18 protein-coding genes and 1 pseudogene are annotated in these 24,542 nt (G+C 35.3%); 1 reads left to right on the top strand and 18 read right to left on the bottom strand.

The window, feature by feature from the left end; translation table 11 throughout:
* Positions 1–182 precede the first annotated feature (182 nt).
* A protein-coding gene (locus L654_RS0110635) for an IS3 family transposase (RefSeq protein ID WP_139016099.1) occupies positions 183–1,729 on the bottom strand; the annotation gives its coding sequence in 2 pieces (ribosomal slippage) (positions 183–1,270 and positions 1,270–1,729; 1,548 coding nt in all).
* A gap of 520 nt (positions 1,730–2,249) precedes the next feature.
* Here L654_RS0110635 and L654_RS0110625 point away from each other — a divergent pair.
* On the top strand, positions 2,250–3,692 hold the full coding sequence (locus L654_RS0110625) for a capsule assembly Wzi family protein (RefSeq protein WP_024607992.1): 1,443 nt from the start codon (positions 2,250–2,252) through the stop codon (positions 3,690–3,692).
* 200 nt (positions 3,693–3,892) lie between these two features.
* Here L654_RS0110625 and L654_RS0110620 read toward each other — a convergent pair whose 3' ends face one another.
* The 17 genes and pseudogenes from L654_RS0110620 to L654_RS0110540 all read right to left on the bottom strand — a co-directional run bounded on the left by L654_RS0110620 (position 3,893) and on the right by L654_RS0110540 (position 24,000).
* Positions 3,893–4,897, bottom strand: a complete 1,005-nt coding sequence (locus L654_RS0110620; RefSeq protein ID WP_024607991.1) for an NAD-dependent epimerase — start codon at positions 4,895–4,897, stop codon at positions 3,893–3,895.
* Between the two features lie 84 nt (positions 4,898–4,981).
* The gene (locus L654_RS0110615) at positions 4,982–5,329 is read right to left on the bottom strand and encodes a four helix bundle protein (RefSeq protein WP_024607990.1); all 348 of its coding nucleotides are present in this window, start codon (positions 5,327–5,329) and stop codon (positions 4,982–4,984) included.
* A 78-nt stretch (positions 5,330–5,407) separates the two neighbouring features.
* On the bottom strand, positions 5,408–6,574 hold the full coding sequence (locus L654_RS0110610; protein WP_024607989.1) for a nucleotide sugar dehydrogenase: 1,167 nt from the start codon (positions 6,572–6,574) through the stop codon (positions 5,408–5,410).
* Between the two features lie 446 nt (positions 6,575–7,020).
* On the bottom strand, positions 7,021–8,103 hold the full coding sequence (wecA, locus tag L654_RS0110605; protein ID WP_024607988.1) for a UDP-N-acetylglucosamine--undecaprenyl-phosphate N-acetylglucosaminephosphotransferase: 1,083 nt from the start codon (positions 8,101–8,103) through the stop codon (positions 7,021–7,023).
* Positions 8,104–8,579: 476 nt separating this feature from the next.
* Positions 8,580–9,779 carry a glycosyltransferase family 4 protein gene (locus L654_RS0110600; RefSeq protein WP_029753576.1) on the bottom strand — a complete coding sequence of 400 codons (1,200 nt, stop codon included), beginning with the start codon at positions 9,777–9,779 and terminating at the stop codon, positions 8,580–8,582.
* Entirely contained in the window at positions 9,779–10,909 is a 1,131-nt protein-coding gene (gene wecB / locus L654_RS0110595) for a UDP-N-acetylglucosamine 2-epimerase (non-hydrolyzing) (RefSeq protein ID WP_024607987.1), read from the bottom strand. Before wecB ends, L654_RS0110600 begins: the two co-directional genes overlap by 1 nt.
* A 36-nt stretch (positions 10,910–10,945) precedes the next feature.
* Positions 10,946–12,055 carry a capsular polysaccharide biosynthesis protein CapF gene (locus L654_RS0110590; protein ID WP_024607986.1) on the bottom strand — a complete coding sequence of 370 codons (1,110 nt, stop codon included), beginning with the start codon at positions 12,053–12,055 and terminating at the stop codon, positions 10,946–10,948.
* Complete coding sequence (locus L654_RS0110585; RefSeq protein ID WP_024607985.1) at positions 12,055–13,092, bottom strand: polysaccharide biosynthesis protein; 1,038 nt, start codon at positions 13,090–13,092, stop codon at positions 12,055–12,057. Before L654_RS0110585 ends, L654_RS0110590 begins: the two co-directional genes overlap by 1 nt.
* A 13-nt stretch (positions 13,093–13,105) precedes the next feature.
* The gene (locus tag L654_RS0110580; protein ID WP_024607984.1) at positions 13,106–14,212 is read right to left on the bottom strand and encodes a glycosyltransferase; all 1,107 of its coding nucleotides are present in this window, start codon (positions 14,210–14,212) and stop codon (positions 13,106–13,108) included.
* On the bottom strand, positions 14,193–15,245 hold the full coding sequence (locus L654_RS0110575) for a glycosyltransferase (protein WP_024607983.1): 1,053 nt from the start codon (positions 15,243–15,245) through the stop codon (positions 14,193–14,195). Before L654_RS0110575 ends, L654_RS0110580 begins: the two co-directional genes overlap by 20 nt.
* Positions 15,246–16,400 (bottom strand): glycosyltransferase, encoded by a 1,155-nt coding sequence (locus L654_RS0110570; RefSeq protein ID WP_024607982.1) that lies wholly within the window; start codon positions 16,398–16,400, stop codon positions 15,246–15,248.
* A complete protein-coding gene (locus tag L654_RS1000000128265) occupies positions 16,400–17,488 on the bottom strand; it encodes an acyltransferase (RefSeq protein ID WP_024607981.1) in 1,089 nt (362 codons plus the stop codon). Before L654_RS1000000128265 ends, L654_RS0110570 begins: the two co-directional genes overlap by 1 nt.
* Positions 17,485–18,642 (bottom strand): oligosaccharide repeat unit polymerase, encoded by a 1,158-nt coding sequence (locus tag L654_RS0110560; RefSeq protein ID WP_024607980.1) that lies wholly within the window; start codon positions 18,640–18,642, stop codon positions 17,485–17,487. The genes L654_RS1000000128265 and L654_RS0110560 overlap by 4 nt, the downstream gene beginning before the upstream one ends.
* Positions 18,643–18,651: 9 nt before the next feature.
* Positions 18,652–19,887, bottom strand: coding sequence for a hypothetical protein (locus L654_RS0110555; protein WP_024607979.1), 1,236 nt, complete (start codon positions 19,885–19,887; stop codon positions 18,652–18,654).
* Between the two features lie 314 nt (positions 19,888–20,201).
* Positions 20,202–22,422 (bottom strand): annotated as a pseudogene (locus L654_RS01000000125910) (polysaccharide biosynthesis tyrosine autokinase).
* Between the two features lie 15 nt (positions 22,423–22,437).
* Positions 22,438–22,872 (bottom strand): low molecular weight protein-tyrosine-phosphatase, encoded by a 435-nt coding sequence (locus L654_RS0110545; RefSeq protein WP_024607978.1) that lies wholly within the window; start codon positions 22,870–22,872, stop codon positions 22,438–22,440.
* A gap of 12 nt (positions 22,873–22,884) precedes the next feature.
* Entirely contained in the window at positions 22,885–24,000 is a 1,116-nt protein-coding gene (locus L654_RS0110540; protein ID WP_024607977.1) for a polysaccharide export protein, read from the bottom strand.
* Positions 24,001–24,542: the final 542 nt, after the last annotated feature.

Here is a 24,542-nt window from a genome sequence, read left to right as displayed (position 1 = left end):
CCGGCAGGCGTGAAGCTTGCTCACGTAAAAAACACAGCTTTTAATATTTATACTTAATAGACTACCTACTTTTGCCTTCACTAAAGCGTAGCGCCCTCTTGACCTTTTTGTGAATAAATTACTTAAAACCTTATTGCACAAAGACGGAGTTTTTCAAGTTAGTTGTCGCATCAAGTTAAATTTTATGCCGCCCGTACTTCTTCTTTTTTCTCTGGATTTAAATCTACTTCATTGATCATCGTCCAATCTCGAGACTTTCCTGACCAACGACTTGGATTCTGTAATTTCGCCATCTCATTTACCTGATGACGTTTCGCTAGTATCGCTTCATCTAATCCTAAATGACGCTGGTTTGGCGTGACAAATTTAATACCGCTGTGCAAGTGCTCATCGTTGTACCAATCAACAAATCCGCTAACCCACTTTCTTGCGCTACCCATGCTTTCAAAGGCTTTCTCAGGGTATTCCGGGCGATACTTTAACGTCTTAAATAGCGATTCAGAATAAGGATTATCATTACTCACAGACGGTCGGCTAAATGAAGGAACAATACCTAACTCCTGCAATGTCGCTAATAACGTTGCCCCTTTCATTGGACTGCCATTATCCGAGTGCAGCGTGACTTGCTCAGGATTTACTTGCTCTCGCCTGCAAATATCTACCATTAAATCAGCCGCCAGTGTGCTTAGTTGTGTGTCATGAACCTGCCAACCAACTATTTTTCGACTATAAATATCCATCACTAAATATAAGTATAAAAACTGACCTTTAACAGCTGTTGGCAAATACGTGATATCCCATGTATAAATTTCGTTTACACGTGTTGCCCTGAGTGCTTTTGGCTTTTTTATCTTTTTATTTGGTTTAACTTTTTCTCTGTGTGTTAATAATTCATGTGATTTCATAACGCGATAAAACGAGCTTTCTGATGCTATCCACACACCTTTATCCAATAGTTTAGGGACTATCTTACTGGGTGGTAAATGTCCATATTCTATTGAATTAACAGTCTTAATTATACGCTGTTGCTCTAATTCAGTTAGCCTGTTAGGTGGTCGCTTTATCGTACTTGTTCGCTTATCTGTCATATCATCAGCTTCAATCCAGCGTTGAATTGTTCTTGCCGTTAGACCAAGTAACTCACATGCTTTTTCTTGCCTTGCCCCTGATTTCTGCGCGTCGGTAATGAGCTTTATCAATTCATGACGCTCAGTTGAGCTGGTTAATCGTCCTCGTTGAAACCCCAAAGCGCATCTGCTTTTTTTTTGAGTACGAGTAAGGCGGCTGTTTCTGCTAACGCTTTGTCTTTACGATTAAGCTCTTTTTGAAGCTGCTTAATTTCTTGTTTGAGCTGTTTACTGTCTGATTTTACGGGCTTCGTTGAAGGCCCTTTAGCAAAATCTTGCTTCCATTGTTTAATATGATGCGGGTAAAGCCCCTTAGCGCGGCAATATTCATTAAGAGCTGCTTCATCTAAACTCGCACATTCAATAATGGCGTTAAGCCTTTCTTCTAAGCTCCAGTCATGAGGGCGTTTTTCTGTTGTCATGTGATTACCATTATTTTTAGTTTCAAGTTCATGGTTTTTAGCAAGCGTGATCCATCGTTGCAAGGTTGAATAACCGATGCCTAAATCAAGCGCAATATCTTCTAGACGAACATCATCACATTGAGATAATGCTTTTTCAACAGCTTGAACTTTAAATTCTTGTGTAAATCGACGTCTCATTTTATCTGCCTCTATTAAAAGTTAGAGGCGACAACTATCCTGACACAGGGGGAAGAGAAGCAAATGAGGAGTAAATGAGAAAACATTAAAACAATAGTAATTATGTATTTTTACTTCTCTAAAGCGCAGCGCCCTCTTAGCCTCTTTGTGAATAAATTACTTAAAACCTTATCGCACAAAGAGAAGCAAAAGAGGAGTAAATGAGAAGACATTAAAACAATAGTAATTATGTATTTTTACTTCTCTAAAGCGAAGCGCCCTCTTAACCTCTTTGTGAATAAATAACTTATAAATCTATTTTTTGTAGGTATAACTTATTAAATGCGTTCACCGCCTGCTTTATAGCAAAACACTACATGCAAGAATGCGCTCGAATTTAACGCATAGTCTATCACCCGCGAATGATAGCTTGCTTCTATATCCCCACTAAAATATCCCTTTTTTCTTCCTTACTTAGGCGTTTATTGCTAACCTCGCGTTAACGTTTTTACTTAAACAAATTTTTGCTAACGGAATAATTATGCTCAAAAAAATATCACTGTTTATCGGGATGGCAATCAGTGCAAATGCTGTTGCTAAAGGTGGCGTATCACCTTATTTACCTTTAAATCAAGCCCCAGAACTTGAGCACCAAGTACAACGACTTTTAGCCGTAAGTAAAAATACACATATTATGAGTAAGCCTTATAAAGCGCACGATATTTATAGAGTGCTGCAAACAGTAAGGCATACTTACCCAGAACTATATCAAACACTTTCGTACCAACTTAGCCCTTACATTCAAAGCGATGCGGGGGCGTTTGCAAAAGTAACACTTGCTGCAGGCACAAAAGATAAAACACTGCCTAACCAACGCGGCCAAACCACTAAAACCAACTTAATTGTTGAAGGCGGCGCTTACGCTAACTTCGGGCGTTACTTTGGTGTAAGTGTTGCAGGCATCGCCAACGAAGACGAAATATTACCTACACAAAGTTTTTTTTATCTCGGTAATAAGTATGCGCAGCTAGATGTAGGTTACCGAGAGCATTGGTACTCACCATTTAACGACAGTGCCATGCTATTAAGCACACAAGCTAAAACAACCCCCTCTATAACGCTTAGCAATGTAGAGCCAATAACCAGCTTTAATATTCGTTACGATATGTTTATTAGTAAAATGACAGAGCAAAGCGGAATTTTAAGAGAAGGAAGGCAGGATGGTGTAGCTAGAGTTTACGAACCAGGCAAGCCATATTTATTTGGCTTGCACACTAGTTTTGCAGCAACAGATAACTTAACAATAGGCTTAAGCCGCTTATTGCAGTTTGGTGGTGGTCCGCGAAGCGTTACAATTAAAGATTTTACTGAAGGTTTTTTTAGTCCTGGTAGTAAAGATAATATCAATAGCGATGACGCTCAAGAGTTAGGTGAAGATTATGAGCTTGGGGATCAACTGGGCTCAATTACATTCGCATACAACAATAGCATTTATGCACTGCCTTATGAGTTATACGGTGAAGTAGCACTTGAAGATACATTGGGTGGTGGTAGAAATAATGCATATAGCTTTGGTATTTATTTACCTTTTATTACTAACAACCACAGCCTACGTTTTGAGCACAGTAATTGGCAAGTTAGCTGGTATAGTAACCACTTATATTTAGATGGCAACCGTAATTCAGGCAATGTCATTGGCCACTGGGCGGGTGATGAACACGATTACAGTGACTACACTCCAGCTAAATCGATGAGCGTAAACTGGCATTGGCAATTAAGTAAAATAGAAAGCTTAAATACCACCATTCGCATGCTTGAAAATAAGAGCGAAAGTTATAAAACAAGTTACGAACTACAAACGGCATACACACGCAAGTTAAGTAAACCAATAATGGGCGCTAAAAGTTGGGGAGCTGAGCTATATCAAGGAAAGGATGTATACGGGGAAACGTTTGCTAGGTTAGGTGTATTTGCAAACTTTTAACACCCTGTAGATGCGAATTTACTTCGCGCTCATATAATTTAATTTTACAAAAAGCGAGGTATAAAACCTCACCTACAACATATGCCACCCTGTAGGTGCGAATTTACTTCGCGCTCAGCTAACCTTACTTTATTTAAGCCAATAAAAAACACTGCCTCAAATTGAAAGCAGTGTTTTTAAATGACTTAAAAATTGTAATTTTATTTATAAAAGTCTTTATACCACTTAATAAGCTCACTCACGCCTTGCTTAACCCCAACCTGCGCTTTATAGCCTGTTGCATTAAATAAATCTGTAGTATCAGCATAAGTTTTATAAACATCGCCGGCTTGCATTTCACGGAAGTTCTTTTTAGCTTCAGTGCCTAGTTCAGCTTCAATAGCTTCAATAAACTTCATTAGGTTTATTGGGCTACCATGACCAATATTATATACCGCATACGGCGCAGAGCTAGAAGCTGGCGAACCTGTTTCAACTCTCCAATCTGGGTTTGCAACAGGTATAAAATCAGCAGCACGAACAACACCTTCTACTATGTCATCAATGTAAGTAAAGTCACGCCACATATCGCCATTGTTGTTTATATCAATAGTGTCGCCGGCAAGTATTTTTTTAGTAAAAATATAAGGTGCCATATCTGGGCGACCCCATGGGCCATAAACGGTAAAAAAGCGTAAGCCTGTTGTAGGTAAACTATATAAATGAGAATAGCTATGCGCCATTAGCTCATTCGCTTTTTTAGTTGCAGCGTAAAACGACACGGGGTGATCAACACTGTCGGTTGTTTCAAACGGTGTTTTTTCGTTTAAGCCATATACAGAGCTAGATGAAGCATAAACCAAGTGCTTAACTTTATTATTACGACACCCTTCAAGCACATTTAAGTGCCCTACTAAGTTAGAATCGGCATAAGCATCAGGGTTTTCTATTGAATATCTAACACCGGCTTGCGCTGCCAAATGTATTACTTTGTCAAACTGCTGTGCTTTAAATAATTCGCTCATTGCTGGGCGTTCACTTATATCAAGCTTAATAAATGAAAACGCTTCATGACTTTCAAACTGCGCTAAACGTGCTAGTTTTAAATTTACATCGTAATAGTCATTAAGGTTATCAATACCGACTACAACATGGCCCGCCGCTAATAATTTTTGACATGTTGCCGCGCCAATAAAACCAGCCGCACCTGTTACTAAATATTTCATAATTTCCTAATCTTTAAGCTGATAAAGTTGAAAGTTGAAAGTTGAAAGTTGAAAGTTGAAAGTTGAAAGTTGAAGACTAAAAGCCTAATCCCAAGTTTCAATAGTTTTCATTAAGGCAGATATCATTTTTGATAACTGCCTAGACTCTTCTATCCAGATTTCTGCTGTTTTTATATCAACCTCACCAATTTTTAAGGCAATATATATTTGTGAGCGAAGCTCACCACAACTACCTTTAGAGTAAGAGAGAAAACGGCAGTAATCTTTAGCTGTCTTTCTCTCATAACCCTCAGCAATATTTGATGAAATTGATAATGCAGAGCGTGTAATTTGATCTTTTAAACCAAATTGCTTACTTGCCTTAAAATAAATAAAAACTTCACAAGCTAAATCGGCAGAGCGTTGCCATACATTTAAGTTCTCAAACTGCACAACGCCCCCTAATATAAATCTGCCTTAGTTTTTGACTTATACTTTAGCCTTTAACCTTTAACCTTTAAACTTTGTTTATTAATCGCTACCAAATAAATCGCGAGTATAAACTTTGTCAGCAATATCACTCAATTCATCGACCATGCGGTTAGATACAACAACGTCAGATATTTGCTTAAACTCATTTAAGTCTTTAATGACACGAGAGTGATAAAACTCATTTTCTTCAAGTACTGGTTCGTAAACTACTACCTCAATACCTTTCGCTTTAATGCGCTTCATAATGCCTTGGATGGCAGAGGCTCTAAAGTTATCAGACCCTGTTTTCATTACTAAACGATACACACCAACTACTTTAGGGCTACGTTTAATTATTGAGTCCGCAATAAAGTCTTTACGTGTGGTATTAGCATCAACAATTGCACCAATAATATTGTTTGGTACATTTGCATAGTTTGCACGTAGTTGCTTAGTGTCTTTTGGCAAACAGTAACCACCGTAACCAAACGATGGATTATTGTAATGGCTACCTATGCGAGGGTCTAAACTAACGCCCTGTATAATTTGCTTACTGTTTAAGCCATGTGCTTCAGCGTAGCTATCAAGCTCATTAAAATAAGCCACACGCATTGCTAAATAAGTGTTCGAGAACAGCTTAATAGCTTCTGCTTCAGTTGAGTCAGTAAAAAGGACTTCAATATCTTCTTTAATAGCGCCTTGCTTAAGTAAGTTAGCAAACACACTTGCACGCTCACTTTGCTCGCCAACAACAATACGCGATGGGTATAGGTTATCGTGTAGAGCTTTACCTTCACGTAAAAACTCTGGCGAAAATATTAAGTTATTAATGCCAAGTTTTTCTTTAATACCTTGCGTAAAGCCAACAGGTACCGTCGATTTAATAACCATAACTGCATTTGGGTTATGTGCTGTGGCATCTTTAATTACAGCCTCTACAGAGTTTGTATTAAAGTAATTATTTTCAACATCGTAATCAGTGGGTGTGGCAATAATTACAAAATCTGCATTTTTATAGGCTGCTACTTTGTCGGTAGTCGCTGTAAAATTTAAATCACTACGTGTTAAAAACTCACTAATTTCGGTATCAACAATTGGAGACTTTTTATCATTCAATAGCGCTATTTTTTGTTCGTCTATATCTAATGCAACCACTTCATTGTGTTGTGCTAGCAACATAGCGTTAGAAAGGCCTACATAGCCTGTACCTACTACGGCAATTTTCATATTAATCCTTTAAGATTAGTTAATAAGTAATAAAATGATTCTATCAGAGTTATAAATTAGGCTCTAGTGAAAAGGCTTTAGCCAAAATGTAAAATCGAATGATATTACTCGACGGTCTCAGAGCTTTACCTAAGGTGCGCTTTTAAAGTGCATTAACTCTTTAATTTATTTGTGAGTAAATCACCTAAGGTTTTTTTGCTTAATAGTAAAATAAAAGTGGTGACAATTCTGATGAACGCGTTCTTTGTAGATTTGAATTTACTGCGCACTTAAGTAATTTACCTTTACAAAAGCGAGGTGTAAAACCTCACCTACAATATATTCACCCAGTAGGTACGAATTCACTTCGCACTTAAGTAATTCATCTTTATAAAAGCAAGGTATAAAGCCTCACCTACAACAGATGCCATCCTGTAGACGCCAATTTACTTCGCGCTCAAGTAATTTTACTTACTCGCAGAATATTGTTTTTCTGGTAGATCTAACTTGCGTCTAAAAAAGTTTATAATTTTACAGTAGTTAATTAGTACAACTAAATAAGCTGCAAAAATAACTATAAAACTATAAAACATTAAAAATTCTGGTATTACAAAAATCTCGCCAATTATACCTACACCTGCAAATACAGATGCAATAGAGCATATTAAAATAAGTGTTTGTGTAGGCGAGCAACCTAAGCGTTGGCATATATGGTGTAAATGTTCGCGATCGGGCTTAAACGGAGATTTACCTTGTTTAACACGGCGTATCATAATTGCAGCCATATCCATTAATGGTAATGCAATTAACCACAATGCGGTTACTGGGCGTATCATAGGGTTCCCTGGAGTTTGGCTTGCGCCAATTAATAGCCAAATAACAGTAAAGCCAATCATCATACTTCCTGCATCACCCATGAATACTCTACGCTCACGGCCTATAAGGCCTAGGTTCATAACAATATAAGGGATCATACATACAACCAATAACAAGCATAAATAACTTAAGCTTTGCTCATTAGCCATACTCAATAAAATACCAATCGCACCAAATGTAACTACCGAAAGTCCACCTAAAAGACCATCTATGCCATCAACCATATTAAAAGCATTAATACAGCCTATAACGGCTAATACGGTAATTAGCCCACCTACATAACCATAGCCCAAGCTAATGTCACCAAACCCTAATATATCTCCAAGTGAAACCAACTCTGCTTGAGCAAAGTAAATCATTGCTATAGATATAAGAGTTTGTATCAGCATGCGTATTTTTACGCTCAAGTCATACCTGTCATCTAATGCCCCAACAATGGTCAAGCCGGCAATGCAACACATAAACAAATTAGCGTGGTTAATCATACCAGGGTGTGAATATATGTATTGCACTATAGTAATACATATAGCGACTCCTCCAACCAAAGGTATATTACCTGTATGCATCTTACGGCCTGAGGGTTTATCAACTAAACCAACTTGCCGCGCCACCTTACGCATAAAAAACAACACTGCAAAAGCAATAAAAAAAGTAAAAAGCAGATCTAAAAACATATAAAATCCATATTTTTTAAAACATGCTAACTAGAGCTAAAAATATAAATAAAAACTTGAGTATTTAGCTAATAACTAGCACTTAAACTGCTTACTTTAAATAAGCATATTATTAGTAATATTAAGTAACATTAAAAGTATTATTTGATGCAACTTAAAAGTTGAGTTGTTGTTTAGAGATCTAAATAAGCACTCTCTAAAGTCTTAATTCTTTGTCTTATCAAGGGCACTACCGAAAAAGTTAGACCAACCTAAGGTATTAGGCATTTTTAGCTTTATACTTAACATACAAATTAGCTCAATGATAAAATCAGATTTATCATTGAGCTATATAGTAATAAAAATTAATAGAGCTAACTTTAAACAGACAGTACAAAATCGTTATATCAAAAATCTATTACGACATAAATTCAAGTACGTTTTTGATGAATAATTAGATAAATCAAATAGAATGAGCAGGTAAGTTTTTAACTACTTTATTGTTTTAATTTACTTACTAAATTTTCAGCTATTGAGGTAACCGAGAATTCATTTTTAAGTAGCTCATATGCATTACAGCCAACTTTTTTTCTTAAGCTTGCACTTTCATATAAACTTACGGCATCTTTCAATAGCTGTTCATCATCACCGTTTATAGTAATATACCCAGCCTGATTTAAGTTAACTAACATTTTTAAGTCATTGCCGCTGTTTACACTACCTAAAATAGGAAGAGACTGAACCATATACCCTAATAGCTTGCCCGGAAAGTTATGTGCAGTATGCTCAGCTGATAAAGAAAACATTCCTACATCCACTTCAGCTAACACTTTTTTAAATTCATTCTGATCAACTGATGGTAAATAAGTATAGTTTTTTAAATTCCACTGCTCAGCAAGTTGGTTAATAAGTTCCACCTCATCGCCCTGGCCTATAAATAAAAAGTGAGCCTGCGTACAGTGCTGCATATTTTTGGCTAAGCGCATTAAGTTTGCCATATTTTGCGCATGCCCAATGTTACCGCCATAAAAGTAGATAATTTTGTTTTGTAATTGTAACTGAGAGCGAAAAGAGGTATCTGCACCCTCAGCGATAACAGGCTTTATATCAGCCCAATTGCGCAAAACCTCTATTGGATACTTATCTTGGTTACTTTGCTTAAATACTTCTATATTTTTTTCTGACATTAAGCCAATAGTATTCGCAGCTTTATACGATCGCTGTTCAAAAAACTTAAAATATTTCTCAATTAACGAACCTTTTTTAATCATCCCTGCATCAATTACCCATTGAGGGAATAAATCTCTTAATACAAGGTAAGACGGGCATTTACAGTGCTTTTTAATATTATTAACCAAACCACCAAAAAAAATAGAAGGCGAGTAATAAATAACTCCATCAAATGTGTGCTCGTTAACATTTCCCTTAATAGCTGACCAAGCTTTAAATGAAAGCAAAGTTTCATTTAAAGCCCGAGTTACTTTGCCTACATCTTTAATTGGGCCTGAACTAAAGCGCCAAACTCTAACCCCTTCAACACTCTGCTCAGTAACTTTTTTTGCTTGCCCTACAGCAGGCGTAATTACTGTTACATTATGCCCCATTGATATAAGTTCAAGCGCCAAGTCATGAAACATCTTAGCGCCTACTCTTGTGCTATCTGGTAAATAATCATCAATTATTAGCGCTAATTTCATTAATATTTTTTCCAAACCACGCGATTAACATAGTCAGTATAAGAATGAATAATTCTAACCACCTTATCAGCTACATTTGGCATACTATAATCGTACACTTGACGTAATAATCGTTGTTCACCCGCTGGTTGCGACTCAAGTATTTGCAAGCCTTGCATAACACGCTCTACACCTAAACCAACCATCATTACCGAAGCTTCTTCCATTCCCTCAGGTCGCTCATGCGCTTCACGAAGATTCAATGCAGGAAAATTCATTATCGAAGACTCTTCGTTAATGGTCCCACTATCAGAAAGTACAGCCTTAGCATTTTTTTGTAAGTTATTATAATCATGAAAACCTAACGGTTTTAATAACCTAATATTTTTATGAAACTCAATTCCTTGTGCTTCTATTCTGTTTCTTGTGCGCGGGTGAGTCGAAATTATTACAGGCATATCATAATGCTCAGCAACCGCGTTAAGCGTATTTGCTAAGTTTATAAGCTGCTTTGGAGAATCAACGTTTTCTTCTCGGTGAGCACTCACTACAAAAAACTGACCTTTTTTAAGCTCAAGCTCTTTTAATACATTTGATGAATCAATTTGAGGCATATAATGTGTCAGCACTTCAAACATCGGGCTGCCTGTTTTAATAATACGATCAGCAGGAATTCCCTCAGCCAACAAATAGTCTCTCGCAATAGTGCTGTAAGTAAGGTTAATATCAGCAGTATGATCGACTATTTTACGGTTAGTTTCTTCAGGTACTCGCTGATCAAAACAACGATTACCAGCTTCCATATGAAATATAGGAACCTTACGGCGCTTTGCTGGTATAGCTGATATACACGAATTTGTATCACCCAATACAAGCATGGCCTCGGGCATAACCTCTTCAAGTACTTCATCAACTTTAATGATTACTTGGCCAATTGTTTCAGCAGCATTTTTACCTGCAGCATTTAAAAAGTAATCAGGCTTTCTAACACCTAAATCGTTAAAAAATACTTCATTAAGCTCAAAATCATAATTTTGGCCTGTATGAACTAATATATGTTCACAGTGCTCATCAAGCTTAGCGAGTACTCGAGATAAACGAATTATTTCTGGTCGTGTTCCCACAACTGACATTACTTTTAACTTTTTCATTTTACTCACTTAAAATCTGAAATTTAAAAAACAGCTTTATAAAGCCATTGCAACAGTGTCTGGCTTGTCTCTGTCAAATATTTCATTTGCCCAAAGCATGACTATTAACTCTTCTGAGCCAACATTCGTTATATCATGAGTCCAACCAGGTACTGTTTCTACTATTGTACGAACAGCTTCTGAGGTATTAACCTCGTACTCTTCACCAGTAGCAATCTGTTTAAATTTAAATCGAGCTTCGCCCTTTAACACTAAAAACTTTTCATTTTTCGAATGATGATAATGCCCACCGCGAGTGATCCCTGGGTGTGCTGTAAAAAATGAAAACTGACCAGAATCAGTTGTTTTAAGCATTTCGCTAAATGAGCCACGTTCGTCAGTGTAACTCGGTACATCGTAAGTAAATTGCTCAGGCTTAAAATAGCTTAAATAAGTAGAATAAAGTGCGCGCTCAAAACCAACGCCTACCTTGTTAGTTATTAAAGAGCTGCGGCTTTGTTTAAAGTCACTCAATAAGCTAACAACTTTACCTACTGTAGTTTTGTAAACTGGCTCCACTTGACTATATTCTTTAGGCTCTGAAGGCGTATTGGTTAGTAAACTAACAAACTCATGGCAAACATCATCTATATAAACAAGACTAAGGGGTGCATCAGCATTGTGTACAGTAATTGGTAAGTTGTTTATTGTATTATAACAAAAGGTAGCCACTGCAGAATTGTAATTAGGTTTACACCACTTACCAAAAACATTCGGTAATCTGTAAATATAAGCAGCACTACCTGTTTTTTCTCCGTAAGCAGCAATAGCTGATTCTGCGCCCGCTTTACTTACCCCATAAGGATTATTTAATTCAGCTTGAATTGATGACGTAAGTAAAATTGGCGTACTACGCTTGTTGTTAACAAGTGTATTTACTATTTTTTGAGTTAAATCTGTATTGCCTTGTTTAAACTCATCATCATTTTTAGGTCTATTTATACCGGCTAAATGATATATAAAATCAGCATTTTTTACTTTTTCATCAATACTTATGTCGTCATCATCGCGGGTGATTTTTTCAACATTTTCAAACCCAGCTTCTTTTAAATGCACACATAAGTTTCGACCAATAAAACCATTAGCACCAGTTACTAAAATATTCATTACACACCTTCTGGTACTATTAATTTACCTGCTTCAATATCACGCATAAAGTCAAGTTTACGCAGTAGCTGCTTCATTCCTTCAACATCTAAGCGCTCTGTATTATGAGAGTTATAGTCTTCAATAGTAGACAAATCTTTATCGCCTTCGTCTGTATATTGCGCATAATTTAAATCGCGGTTATCTGCAGGAACTCGGTAATATTCGCCTTGATCTTGTGCAACAAACATTTCTTCACGGCTGCACAATGCTTCAAATAACTTCTCACCGTGGCGTGTGCCAATAACATTAACTTTATGCTCTGGCTTGCCAATCATTTCAAGTATTGCTTGTGTTAACACTTCAATAGTCGCTGCAGGCGCTTTTTGTACAAAAATATCACCATTAGTGCCATTTTCAAAAGCATGTAGTACTAAATCAACGGCATCATCTAATGTCATCATAAAGCGAGTCATTGAAGGATCTGTTAATGTAATGGGTGTATTTTCGATTACTTGTCGAATAAACAAAGGAATAACAGAGCCTCGAGAAGCCATTACGTTACCGTAGCGTGTACCCGAAATAACTGTGTTTGTACCTTCTAAGTTGCGGCTTTTGGCAACAATCACTTTTTCCATCATTGCCTTAGAAATACCCATTGCGTTAATTGGGTAAACGGCTTTATCGGTACTTAAACATACAACGCGGCTAACACCATGAAAAATAGCCGATTCCAGTACATTTTCAGTACCTAGCACGTTGGTTTTAACGGCCTCTAACGGGTAAAATTCACATGAAGGCACTTGCTTTAAAGCTGCAGCATGAAACACGTAGTCAACGCCACGCATTGCTGTAGAAATACTTTGTGGATCGCGTACATCACCAATATAAAATTTTAATTTTTCATTATTAAATGCTTTACGCATGTCGTCTTGCTTTTTCTCATCACGAGAAAAAATACGAATTTCTTTAATGTCAGTGCCTAAAAAACGATTTAATACAGCATTACCAAAAGAACCTGTACCACCAGTTATTAATAAAACCTTTCCAATAAACATGTTATTCCTACACTTATAAGTTCAATAAAATTTTAAGATATAATTGAGCTCTATCCTGAGCACTTGGAAGTTTTTCAATAAGTAACCTCCCTTTTTGGATGAATTGCTCATTTTTTTCATGTTCATTACATGAATTAAAAATAGCTAAGGCTATACTTTCATTATCCATCGGGTCAAAATACCTGGCTGAATCTTCACAAACACCTCGGATAAATGGTAGATCAGAAGCTATAACTAGTGTACCCATTTTTAAGGCTTCTACTGGTGTTGCAGAGAAGCATTCTAATAGACTAGGAAAAATAAGAGCATCAATTTTTTTATAAAAAGTAGGGCATTGTTCAATAGTTAAAGGGCCTGTAGAAATAAAGTCAACTTCAGTTTCAAAACCACATTCAGCCATTTCAGCATCACTTAAAGTTAATAAGAATCGACATTTAAAATTATATTTTGATATAAGAATTTTATTAACTTCGTTCAATCTTTTTAAATTTTTATGAGGGTAATTTCGACCCATAAAACCAATCGTATATAAATTACTTTTTTCTATTTTAATAGGCTTCCATAATTCAGGAGTATCATAAATAGCTGAAACAGTGTTACTAACAACATAAATATCTCTTTTTGAATACCCTCTTTTAGCAATTAAAGCATCTTTGACATGCTGTGCCTCAACAATAAACTTATTACTACGTTTAAAGAAATAGTTTTTCAATTGAAAAATAAGTTTGTTTTTTATGCGTGAACCTATACCTAACTGCCTATAAGCAAGGTTATCGGGGTATGCAATCCAAGGTTGTGCAAAGCCTGTTATCTCAACCCTAGAATTACTTCTGAAGTAAATTGGCCCAAAAATAGTAAAGAAAATATCACATGTTTCAAGTAATGCTTTTGGTAACTCACTTAACCGCGTATAGCCATAGACATTAACCACGTTAAGTCTTGAAAGATTAAAACTTGTAGATAAGTTATCTTTTACAGTCTTTGATATTATAAAATCAAATTGGGTATCACTAAATTCATTTTTATTTATTATTTCAAGAAACTCTGAAATGAAAGATACTGCAACTTGAACTCCACCACCTACATGTAAATTACTTGCATTAATTATTATCTTTTTCATATACTAACTCAATTAGTTTGCAAAACCTTAATGCCATATCACTTGTATTGAATGAATTAAGCACGGTCAAACGAGCATATTCGGACATTGAAGTAACTTTTTTAAAATCTAAATCATTTATCTTTTCCGCTAACGATTTTGGATTTCCACAACGAAAAAGAATACCATTTTTATCTATTTCAAAAGCTGCAAATTCAGGCATATGCAAACATTCTTTATCATGTATCAGAGCAGGTAAGCCATAGTTGAATGCATGTATTAAACTTAAACCAACAGCCCCAGGATAAACAAAAAAATGACAGTTTATGGCAATTTCACATATATCCTTTTCGTTGAAAACCTCGCCGTACCAAATAACCTTTATATTGCTATTTATTTTAGTAGCTTCAAGTTTTAAATCATCAAGCTCACTACATGTACCAATTACATGCAACTCAAAATCTATAGTTATATATTTTAGGGAAGTTAATAAAATTGAAAAATTAGATTTTTCTGTAATCCTACCAATAAAAAGGCCTTTTAAAGGTTGATCTTCAATTGTCCTGACCAGAGGGTAATCAATATTTTTCAATCCATTATTGAGCCCTACTACACTGGGTAAGTGAAGCTCAATAGCCTCTTTATCTGTATAAAGAGCAATACCATCAGAAAGTAACATTAACCTTCTTCTAATTTTAGCTAATATCCCCCTTTTCCCAGCAGTCCAACCTTGCCCCCACCAAATGACTTTAACACCTTTAAACTTATAATAAAAAAAAAGAAACATATAGTTAAGGATTCTACAGTTACCATTAATAACGGCTATATCATCTTTAACCAAGTAGGGTACGCCTAATTTTTTTTGCCAGTAAAACGGGCCAAACTTTAAAAATGTCCCAACAATTTTGACTTTTTCATATTCTACTGATTTAACGTTTAAGAAATCAATTTCTGATGAATATATTAAAACGTCGCCAGAAAAGTTATTACACACCTCTTCAAAAAAAGGTACTCTATATTTCGGTACTGCTGGTTGAAAAAAACACATTTTCATTTATAAATTTCTCTCATATATTTCATTAAGCCTTTTAATATATCCACTAGCCTCTGAATTAAAATATGTCTGAATATTAGATATATATTCTGTGTAGTGAAAATCAGTCATGGTATTAAATTGATGGATTTTTTTTACAAAATCTATTTTACAGTCCACATCAAAACTATCACCTAATTTATGAAAATGTACATCTTCCAAATTTCCTGTCTTATTTGATATCAGGCAAGGTAAACCAAACGATAGCCCTTCCATGACAGCAAGACTATATGCATCTGATAAGCTAGGTAGGAAAATAAAATCACATGTTTTTACAATATTGAATAATTCGTCTTTATTCTTCCGGCCTAAAAATTTAACAGAGGATAGATATTGTTTCTTTTCTGTTATCAATTTCTGACAAATATTATCTATAGCACCTATAAAGATAAACTCAATACCTTGTAGTTCACTAATTGCTTCCAAAAACCTACCGAATCCTTTTTCGAGACAAACTTTACCAACAAACACAAATTTTTTATTTTTATTTAAAGTTTTTGATCTTCCATTAAATTCTAGCCCCAAAGTGCCGAATGGGTTAACTATAAATTTACTCTTGTCAATATATCCAGAATACGATTGTACAATATATTTTGAAGGCACAATAATATGCTCGAAATGAGTGAGCACATCATGATTATGTACATCCCTAAAAAGTTTGACCTTGCTAATACCAACATCATATTTAGCATACTCTTCAGCGAATACTTTTTTAACATATAGTGGGTTTGCTTCATAGCATTCAGCTAATACCACATCAGCTCTATTTCTAACCCAATCCCCATAAGCATACATTGGCCATACATGTAACAGTTTAGATTTAGGTATTACTACAGAAAAGTACAAGTTACAAATTGCATAAAAAAACCTCCCTGTATCAATCCCTTTGGAAATAAAAAATCGATTTACATGCTCAAAAAATGTTATTAAAAAAGATACTTTTACATCACTCTTTATAAAATCTATCTTTTTTACTACTTTCCTCACTATGGACTTTTCATAAAATATATTAAATGTAAAAAAGTTGAAATATATATCTTTAGTACTAACACTTTTAATTCTATTAAAGATATTAAGACTATGATCAGGCCTCGCTACAACACTTATTTTTTTCATTACGTCCACCTAAGCAATAATTTTTTAAAATGAAATGTGTTTTTTTCAAATATAAAATAAAATAAAAATGAAACTAGATATATTATCGTCAATAAAAAAACATAGTAAATAAAACTATCTATAGATAATTGTTTCTGCAAATCATACAATCCATCTAAAGAAAAAAACAATAAAACAATTGGAAAATGAAATAAATATAGTGAGTATGACGAGTCAGACAAAAAGCAAATAACAGCTCTTACTTTCTTAGAATAGTTAATGTCGTGAGTAGATAATATAAAAAAACCAAATGTCATTGCTATAAAGAAATCACCAAAATGACCACCTACAAACACCTTCTTTAATACACATGAAATTATAAATAGAAGAAATAGTAATACAGTCAAAGAAGTATTAAATTCATTTTTTTTTCGAGTAAGTAAGAAAAAAAGCACACCGATAAGCCAGAAGCAAAAACCTAAAATAAAATCGCCTTTTCCTATGAATAAAAATAAAAACACAAGCAATATTGATAAAGTTATAAAAGCAAAAATATTTTTTTTATATACAAAAAACATCAGCGGAAATAACATATAAAACCAAAATTCATATGCTAGACTCCAGAGTGGTCCATTTAACGCATAAACAGGTGATATGAATCCCTGTAAAAATATTGAATTTAAAAAGAGTGTCAGTATTGATTGGCTTTCACCTGAGTCGTTAATAGGGCCACTGTTAAGCATATCGATATAGCCCCCATCTAATAGACCTATATTCAATGAGTTAATATAGACACCGATTATGAATGAAAATAACAGTGATGGAATAAGTACAACCTCTAATCTAACTATTCTTGCAATAAAATATTTTTTAAAATCAAAAACATTCCATTTTACAATTACACTTCCACCGACAAAATAACCGCTCAGCACGAAAAAAACGATAACTGCTTCATGGCCAAAACTAGTTAAAAAGTAAAAACATTTCACTAATAAACCTTGGTCATATGAATCTGCGAAGTCAACAAAAACGGCAGCTCTAAGATGTCCGAGTACAACTAAGAGAGCTGCCAATAGACGCACTAAATCAAGACTAATATTTCTGCTCATAAAAAATATCTCCTTCTATGAATTAGAGGAATAATTATTAATATAAAAAATATAATTATAATAAAGTTATCAAACGGTCCTCTTAGAACAGAAAATATAAAGCAAAATAAAGTACCTATTATTGATGCTGAAAATTTTGAACTTTTAAATAGAACATACGTTTTATCTGCTTTACCTAAAAACCAGCCAAAGAAAAAAAGCACTACAAATCCAAAGTATGAAAAATTCCAAAAAACATCCCCTATTATGGTTATTGGTTGAGACCCTCCTTGCTCATAAAACCACGGATTAAATGCTTTTGAATATAGAATACTTAGTGTTTCGGGCTTGTCTGGTAAAATTTCTCTGGGTATAGGATAAAGTAATGGCTTTATGAAAGAGATTCCATTCAAATATTCAGCTTTTCCAGACAATAATTTTTCTATCATATATACCAGATCATCGAATAGGATACTGAAGTCAGTTTCAACTTCAATAATTCCAATAAATGTTTCAAAATTATCAAACAAAATTGAAAATGAAGCGTCCCCACTTCTCATTGCAATACTTATATAAACAATAATTGATAAAGAAAGAAAAGATGAAAGAAATAACTTAAGTAAGTTTAATTTCTCCTTATATAGAAACATGAAGATTATCATTAGTATGTAACTCAAGTAATCTCTCCTGTCATTGCTTATAAACAGTAGAATAAGGAGGGTGATTAGCATAAGTAATATTACTAATATCTTTTTTCTTTCATTAACAAAAAAATATATTGATACAAACATTAAATAGGCATAGATCAACACAGGAAAAGCAATTGATATCATTAATGTAATCCCAAAGCCGACTAAAAAGTCTATTCCTTCAGGAGTTCTTTCGACAAACATTGCTTTTTCACTTTTACTATAGCCGTAAAAATAACCTAATACTAAAAATAGTACTGCGATGGAAAGCACTATCAAAGCTCTATTAGTTATAGACGAATATGTAGCTGAAGGATTTAAATAAGCGTATATAGAGTAGTGCCCACTAAAAAGCATTACGGCCCGAACCGTCCAATAAAAGCATATAAATGCAATTAAAATAAGTACAATAGGACGGTTATTCTTCATGTAAGAAACTAACATGAGAAAAATAAGGAGTGTATTTAAAGAGATCAAAAAAAGCACAATGATGGCCTATTTTTTATTGTTATATATACAAAGCTTTCTATTTACAATCAAATATTTAACATAGAAAAGCAGTGTAATAAAAAACAACATGTCAATTAATAACATAACGACAGGTACAGAAACAAAATCACTTATGATTAACAAGTTTAAACACAGAATCGCTTGCATATTCAAAAAAAGACAACTGAAGAATCTATATTGTGCTATAGCCATAAGAAGGTTCACTATGGGTTGCCAAAGTACATTCAACATGGAAGCTATCAACATGAAGATAAAATAAAATTCAGGAATAGCCATGTTACTATATTCGTTTTTAAGCCAAAATCGTAAAAAACACTCTCCATACAAGAAGAAAATTAAAAACAATCCTAAAACTGAAACGAAAGTTACAATCAAACTTTTTTTAAAGATATCTATTAATTTTGACTCCTCCTCATTACAAGCTAATTTTGTGTACTCTTGAAAAAGCGGGGAGTTAAAGGCACCAACAAATTGGTTGCTCAATCTAAATAAAACTCGTAAAGTATTAAAAACAACTAAAGAAGCAGCTCCAAACTTCTGATTTATGATAAAAATCAATCCCTGATTATTAATGATAAGACCTAGTTGATAGTAGAATGTAAACTTTAAATCATTCAAAGGTATTTCTTTTAAATTTTTAACTGATATTTTTTTCAAATCAGTGCTATATATCTTATATCTTTTCAACACGCTTACACTAATAATAATAAATATTATTCTCACTACAATAAGAGAGCAAAATGTGACAATAATACTATGATTAAAGTAAACGCACAATAAGATACAAGAAAACTCAATTAGTCTAGCAGTATTCGAAATAGTTGAGCCAATATGGTATACGAGTTCAATTCGATATAAAGCGGTTAAAAAGTTAAAATATAAAAGTAAAGTAGCGTATAAAATACATAATAAATACACGGAATCAGAGGAAAGAAATACTAGTGCTAATAGTATAGAGATTACTATAAATATAGAATTTACTGTTGAAGTTAATGAAAGTAACAATTCCTTTTTCCTACTTAAAAGGTTCGTTATTACATTAAAAACTCCAAACTCCATTAGTACAATCATTGATGGAATAGCATAAAGTACTAACCAATGAGCGTACTTTTCTAGTCCCCAATATTCCAAAAAAAGAGGTACTGATACCAACTGAAATAAAATTGTGACTAATTGCCCATAATAAGAAGAAGCAACCCCCTTTAAAACTCTTTTAATCATTCCTTAAGACCTATTTGAGTACATTACATCTAAACTAGTACATTGTTGTATCGTCATTCTTAAAAGATATTACTATTTGAAGGTTATATTTTAGAAGTTAACCATCTAAATTATAAATTTCAATAAGTTAAATATTTACAAAGAATACAATTTTTATAAGATTGAATGTAACTTAGTATACTGCTTCACAAATAAAGTGTGTTCTAAACAGTCAACTACCCAAGACGCTTTTTATTTGTGAAATAGCTAATTTACACTGTAATAGTTTGTTTTTTAAGCTTAATCAAAAAAACATCCAATAGTTCTCTATAAAGCTATTTATCGCTTTTATATTCATAATTATAGTATCCGTAATACCCATAAGCATTACTGGCTTTTTTAACAACACCGTTAAATACCACGCCTTTTACATCGATACCATTTTGTTCAAAGCGATTACGGGTTAACTCTATTTCTCGCACATGATTTTGCCCAAAACGCGTTACAAGTAATGTAGTGCCTGTATGCGCACTTACTATTGCAGGGTCAGTTACTGCAAGTATTGGAGGGGTGTCAATAATTATTATGTCGTAAGCAGCGCTTACTTCTTCAACTAATTTACTAAAGTTGCTATGCATTAATAACTCTGATGGGTTTGGCGGTATTTGACCCCGGGTTATAACACTTAAGCCTTCAACTTTGGTTGGTTTAGTAACTTGCTCTAGATTTAATCGGCCCGATAGATAATCACTTAAGCCATCGTCCCACTTTAAACCAAACTGGGTTTGTAAGTAGCCTTTGCGCATATCGGCATCAATAATAAGTACTTTTTTACCACTTTGCGCAAGCACGCTTGCTAAGTTAACCGATATAAACGATTTACCTACGCTTGGGCTTGGGCCCGATATGGCAATAATATTGTTTTTAGCTTCCATCATCGCAAAGTGCAAACTGGTACGTAAGCTACGTAGTGCCTCAATTGCTAGGTCGGCTGGGTTATCAAGTGCGAGTATACTTTTAGGCTTATTAACTTTGTTTTTACGGGCTCGATCAGCAAAGCCACTTAGTTTATCTTGATAATCTGAGTGCGGTACACTTGCGTATACAGGTAGGCCTAGCGCTTCAATTTCGCTTGGGTCTTCAACGCCTTTGTGCATTGCTTTTTGTATAAGCACAATAGCCACAGCTAACATACCACCTAGCATAGTGGCCATTACCACTATTAATGCTTTTTTAGGTTTAACTGGCTTGCTGGTATTTACCTCGGCGTAGTCAATAATACGTACATTACCTACGGTACCAGCACGTACTATATCAAGCTCTTGTGTTTTACTAAGCAGTAACGTGTAAATTTGGTTACTTACCTCAACATCGCGCTTTAAACGTAGTAGCTCTTGTTGAGTTTCTGGCAGGTTACCTACCTCACCAACAAGCTCTTGTTTTTGGCTTTCAACCGCTTCTATTTGCTCAAGTATACCTTGGTACGAAGGGTGATCTTTTTTAAACTTTCGGCCAATATCTAAACGCTTTAAGTTTAGCTCTTGTAACTTGGTTTCAAGCTTTACAACTTGCTCAAGCACGCCTTGTGTTTCGAGCGTTATGTTTATTGATTGGCGTTTAATTTGGTAGTCGTTAAAGCGTTGCTCTGCGTATTCAAGCTGTTTTTTAATTTCAGGTAATTGTACTTCTAAAAACTCCAGCGACTTTTGCGCCTCAGCACTATTGCGCTCAACATTACGGCGTACGTAAATAGCGGCTACTTTATCAAGCACTTTTTCAGCGAAGCTTGGTTTAATACTTTGTAAGCTTAAATTAATTATGCCTGAGTCTTTCCCTTTTTCACTTGCACCAATTGCAGTTTGAAGGTCTAAAATAGTATTTAGACGATCTTTACGGGTAATTGTAAACTCTGTACCAGGGCGTGCATTTAAAGTACGTACGGTTAAGTTAAATTTACCGCTTGTGAGCTCCTCGCCCACTTTACCCGATAATATTTGCTCGCCGTCACCATTTAAAAGTGCAAGGCTATTATTTTCTTGTGCTACCAGGGTAAACCCCTGATTAATTGCAAAGCGTGGTACGTCAAATCTAAATACATTTATGCTTTCACCACCCCATGCGTAGCTGTTAGCACCAAAATTTGGCTCAGCTAAATCGCCATCTTCCACTGGGGTAAAAGTACGATAAGCTCGGCTACCTATAAACGGGAATAGCTTAGGCTCTGCTATTACATCAAGCTTTAAAGTGTCTACTGCTTCACCTATTATACTGCGCGACTTTAGTAGCTCTATTTCGGTTACTGCAGCCGATGTACTTTCGAACATNTGCGCCACCGTCTTCAACTTGTATCATGGCTGTTGCTTGGTAAACAGGGGTACTTAATACTGCATAAATAACACCTACAAACATAAATAGCGCAGTTACGGCTACTATAAAATATTTGCGATCGAGCAATGCACCAAGTAGCGCCATTAAATCAACTTCTTGCGTTGGTTGTGTGTTATTAGTGCTTTTATTATTAGCGTTACTAGCGCTGTTATTCGGCTGGGTATTCATTAAATTAGCCATTCCTTATAAATACTTTTGCCAAGCGCTACACGCGCTGTCGATTAATGTATAAACGTGTTCAAAAGCCTCTTGGCTTTGACGGTAAGGGTCGGGTATTTCAGCGTTATTAATCCACTTACCCAGTAAAAACGTTTTACCGCGCGCCTCTGGGTAGCGGGCATGTACGTCGTTCAAATGGCGTTCTTCCATTACGAGTATTACGCTATTTTGTGCAACTAAGCTTGATGTAAGCTGCTGGCCTTGGTGAGCATCCATATGAACGCCATGTGCGAGTGCTATTTGTTTTGCTTTTGCATCTGCTGGTTTGCCTTCAAGTGCTGTTAAGCCTGCAGACGATACTTTAATATTTTTGCCTTCAAGCTTTTGCTTTAAAACATACTCACCTGTTGGGCTGCGGCAAATGTTGCCTGCACACACTACTAAAACTGAATCAAACATTTTTAAAAACCCTTAGTTTGCAGTTATATCGTCAACACTATCTACAGTAGCAATTGACGGTAATAGTAAGCTAATTACACGGTTCCAACGGGCAAGTGGTGCCGATGTTACATATACAATGTCGCGCGGTTGTAGTTCAAACTGCTCAGCTAATACCATTGCCGCTATATTTTTAGCGTGTAACTGGTATACGTTTGCAATAATACCGGTTTGCTCTACGTCACTTTTTCGCAGTACAAATACGCCATTAGCGTCGGCTGTATTTTCGTTTAAGCCGCCTGAGTCACTTAGCGCTTCGGCCAAGTTTAAACCATAACGGTTAAGCGTTACTGAACCTGCTTTTTTAACATCACCTAATACAAATATTTTTTGTGCATCGTTACGGTTTACGTGCACTATATCGCCATGTTGCAATAAACGGTTTTGCGAAATGTCGCCATGGGCATAAAAGTCATCAAGTTTAATAACTTCTGTTTTGTTGCCACGGGTAAATGTAACTGTGCGCCAATCGGCCTCACTAGTTAAGCCGCCGGCCTGGTTTAAGGCATCAATTAAGGTAAGTGGAATTTCGGTTACTGGGTATACACCAGGCTTGTTTACTTCACCGGTAACGTAGGTTTTTTGGCTTCTAAAGCCAACTACTTTTACGTCTACTTGAGGGTCTTCTATTACTCGGCTTAGGCGTTTTACAAGCTCGTTGCGTACTTGGCTTATTGTTTTACCTGCAGCGGGTATATTTGGTGCGTAAGCGTAAGTAATGGTGCCATCTCGTTGTACTCTAAAACCGTCAAACTCTGCGGTACGTTGTACTGCTGCCGGTATTGTTAGCTCTGGGTGATCCCATACGCCTATTGTTAGTACGTCGCCAACACCTAGTTTGTATTCGTAGTTACTTACGTTTAAACCATCGGTGCTTGAAATTGGTTTAGCTGCTATACGCGCTTGGTTTTGTTTATTTATTAGTAGCGAGTCGATTATTTGAATGTTTACTTTTTCGAGATCTTGTTCGAGGTTTTGTGTTTGCTCGCCTGAGTCTATACCTTCAAAGTGGCTGCCTGGTACTATTGTACAGCCGGTCATGCTTAGTATTGCGAGTATTGATGCGAGTGATTTACAGCTTAACGCCATTGTAGAATCCCAAAATTATTTTAATATTGCACTTACTCACCAACCTTGGTGAGCACTTGTATTTTAGCCGACTAATTAAAGCATGTGCACTATTGTGAAGCAATAGCCTTTGCTTTGTAAAAGCTTTGTTACTAAGTTTTTAATTAGCACTGAAATTATATCAGTATTTTCATAAGGTCTTTATGAATAAATTTAATTGATAGCCGTTTTTAGTAAAGCACTTAACGCATTCATCACCAATTGCACAAAGAGAAGCGAATGAGGAGTAAATGAGAAGACATTTAAATAAGTACTTCATGGCTGTTTACTTCTCTAAAGCACAGTGCGCTCTTAACCCTTTCATGAATAAACCCTATTACGAGCTTTGCTCGTCACGCCAGCAAGCTGCGCGTCTTGTATCTCTCATTGATAAATGATTAGCTATCATTTATCACATCGAAGTCAGTGAGCTTGCCTGTGCGTCTAGTATTTAATACTGCTCCGTAGATAAGGCCCTGACTTTCTATTCTCAGAAACTGAATGGTATCCAAGCACACTTTTTT

This window comes from Pseudoalteromonas sp. TAB23 (assembly GCF_000498075.1).
GTDB classification, from domain to species: Bacteria; Pseudomonadota; Gammaproteobacteria; order Enterobacterales; family Alteromonadaceae; genus Pseudoalteromonas; species Pseudoalteromonas arctica.
The sequence above is the reverse complement of the archived record's forward strand: the minus strand, read 5'-3'. Positions and strand labels throughout refer to the sequence as shown.

Excerpts from the sequence above, each read along its gene's own strand:
- L654_RS0110625 (WP_024607992.1), top strand. The coding sequence starts at position 2,250 with ATGCTCAAAAAAATATCACTGTTTATCGGGATGGCAATCAGTGCAAAT.
- L654_RS0110620 (WP_024607991.1), bottom strand. The coding sequence starts at position 4,897 with ATGAAATATTTAGTAACAGGTGCGGCTGGTTTTATTGGCGCGGCAACA.
- L654_RS0110610 (WP_024607989.1), bottom strand. The coding sequence starts at position 6,574 with ATGAAAATTGCCGTAGTAGGTACAGGCTATGTAGGCCTTTCTAACGCT.
- wecA (WP_024607988.1), bottom strand. The coding sequence starts at position 8,103 with ATGTTTTTAGATCTGCTTTTTACTTTTTTTATTGCTTTTGCAGTGTTG.
- L654_RS0110600 (WP_029753576.1), bottom strand. The coding sequence starts at position 9,779 with ATGAAATTAGCGCTAATAATTGATGATTATTTACCAGATAGCACAAGA.
- wecB (WP_024607987.1), bottom strand. The coding sequence starts at position 10,909 with ATGAAAAAGTTAAAAGTAATGTCAGTTGTGGGAACACGACCAGAAATA.
- L654_RS0110590 (WP_024607986.1), bottom strand. The coding sequence starts at position 12,055 with ATGAATATTTTAGTAACTGGTGCTAATGGTTTTATTGGTCGAAACTTA.
- L654_RS0110585 (WP_024607985.1), bottom strand. The coding sequence starts at position 13,092 with ATGTTTATTGGAAAGGTTTTATTAATAACTGGTGGTACAGGTTCTTTT.
- L654_RS0110580 (WP_024607984.1), bottom strand. The coding sequence starts at position 14,212 with ATGAAAAAGATAATAATTAATGCAAGTAATTTACATGTAGGTGGTGGA.
- L654_RS0110575 (WP_024607983.1), bottom strand. The coding sequence starts at position 15,245 with ATGAAAATGTGTTTTTTTCAACCAGCAGTACCGAAATATAGAGTACCT.
- L654_RS0110570 (WP_024607982.1), bottom strand. The coding sequence starts at position 16,400 with ATGAAAAAAATAAGTGTTGTAGCGAGGCCTGATCATAGTCTTAATATC.
- L654_RS1000000128265 (WP_024607981.1), bottom strand. The coding sequence starts at position 17,488 with ATGAGCAGAAATATTAGTCTTGATTTAGTGCGTCTATTGGCAGCTCTC.
- L654_RS0110555 (WP_024607979.1), bottom strand. The coding sequence starts at position 19,887 with ATGATTAAAAGAGTTTTAAAGGGGGTTGCTTCTTCTTATTATGGGCAA.
- L654_RS0110545 (WP_024607978.1), bottom strand. The coding sequence starts at position 22,872 with ATGTTTGATTCAGTTTTAGTAGTGTGTGCAGGCAACATTTGCCGCAGC.
- L654_RS0110540 (WP_024607977.1), bottom strand. The coding sequence starts at position 24,000 with ATGGCGTTAAGCTGTAAATCACTCGCATCAATACTCGCAATACTAAGC.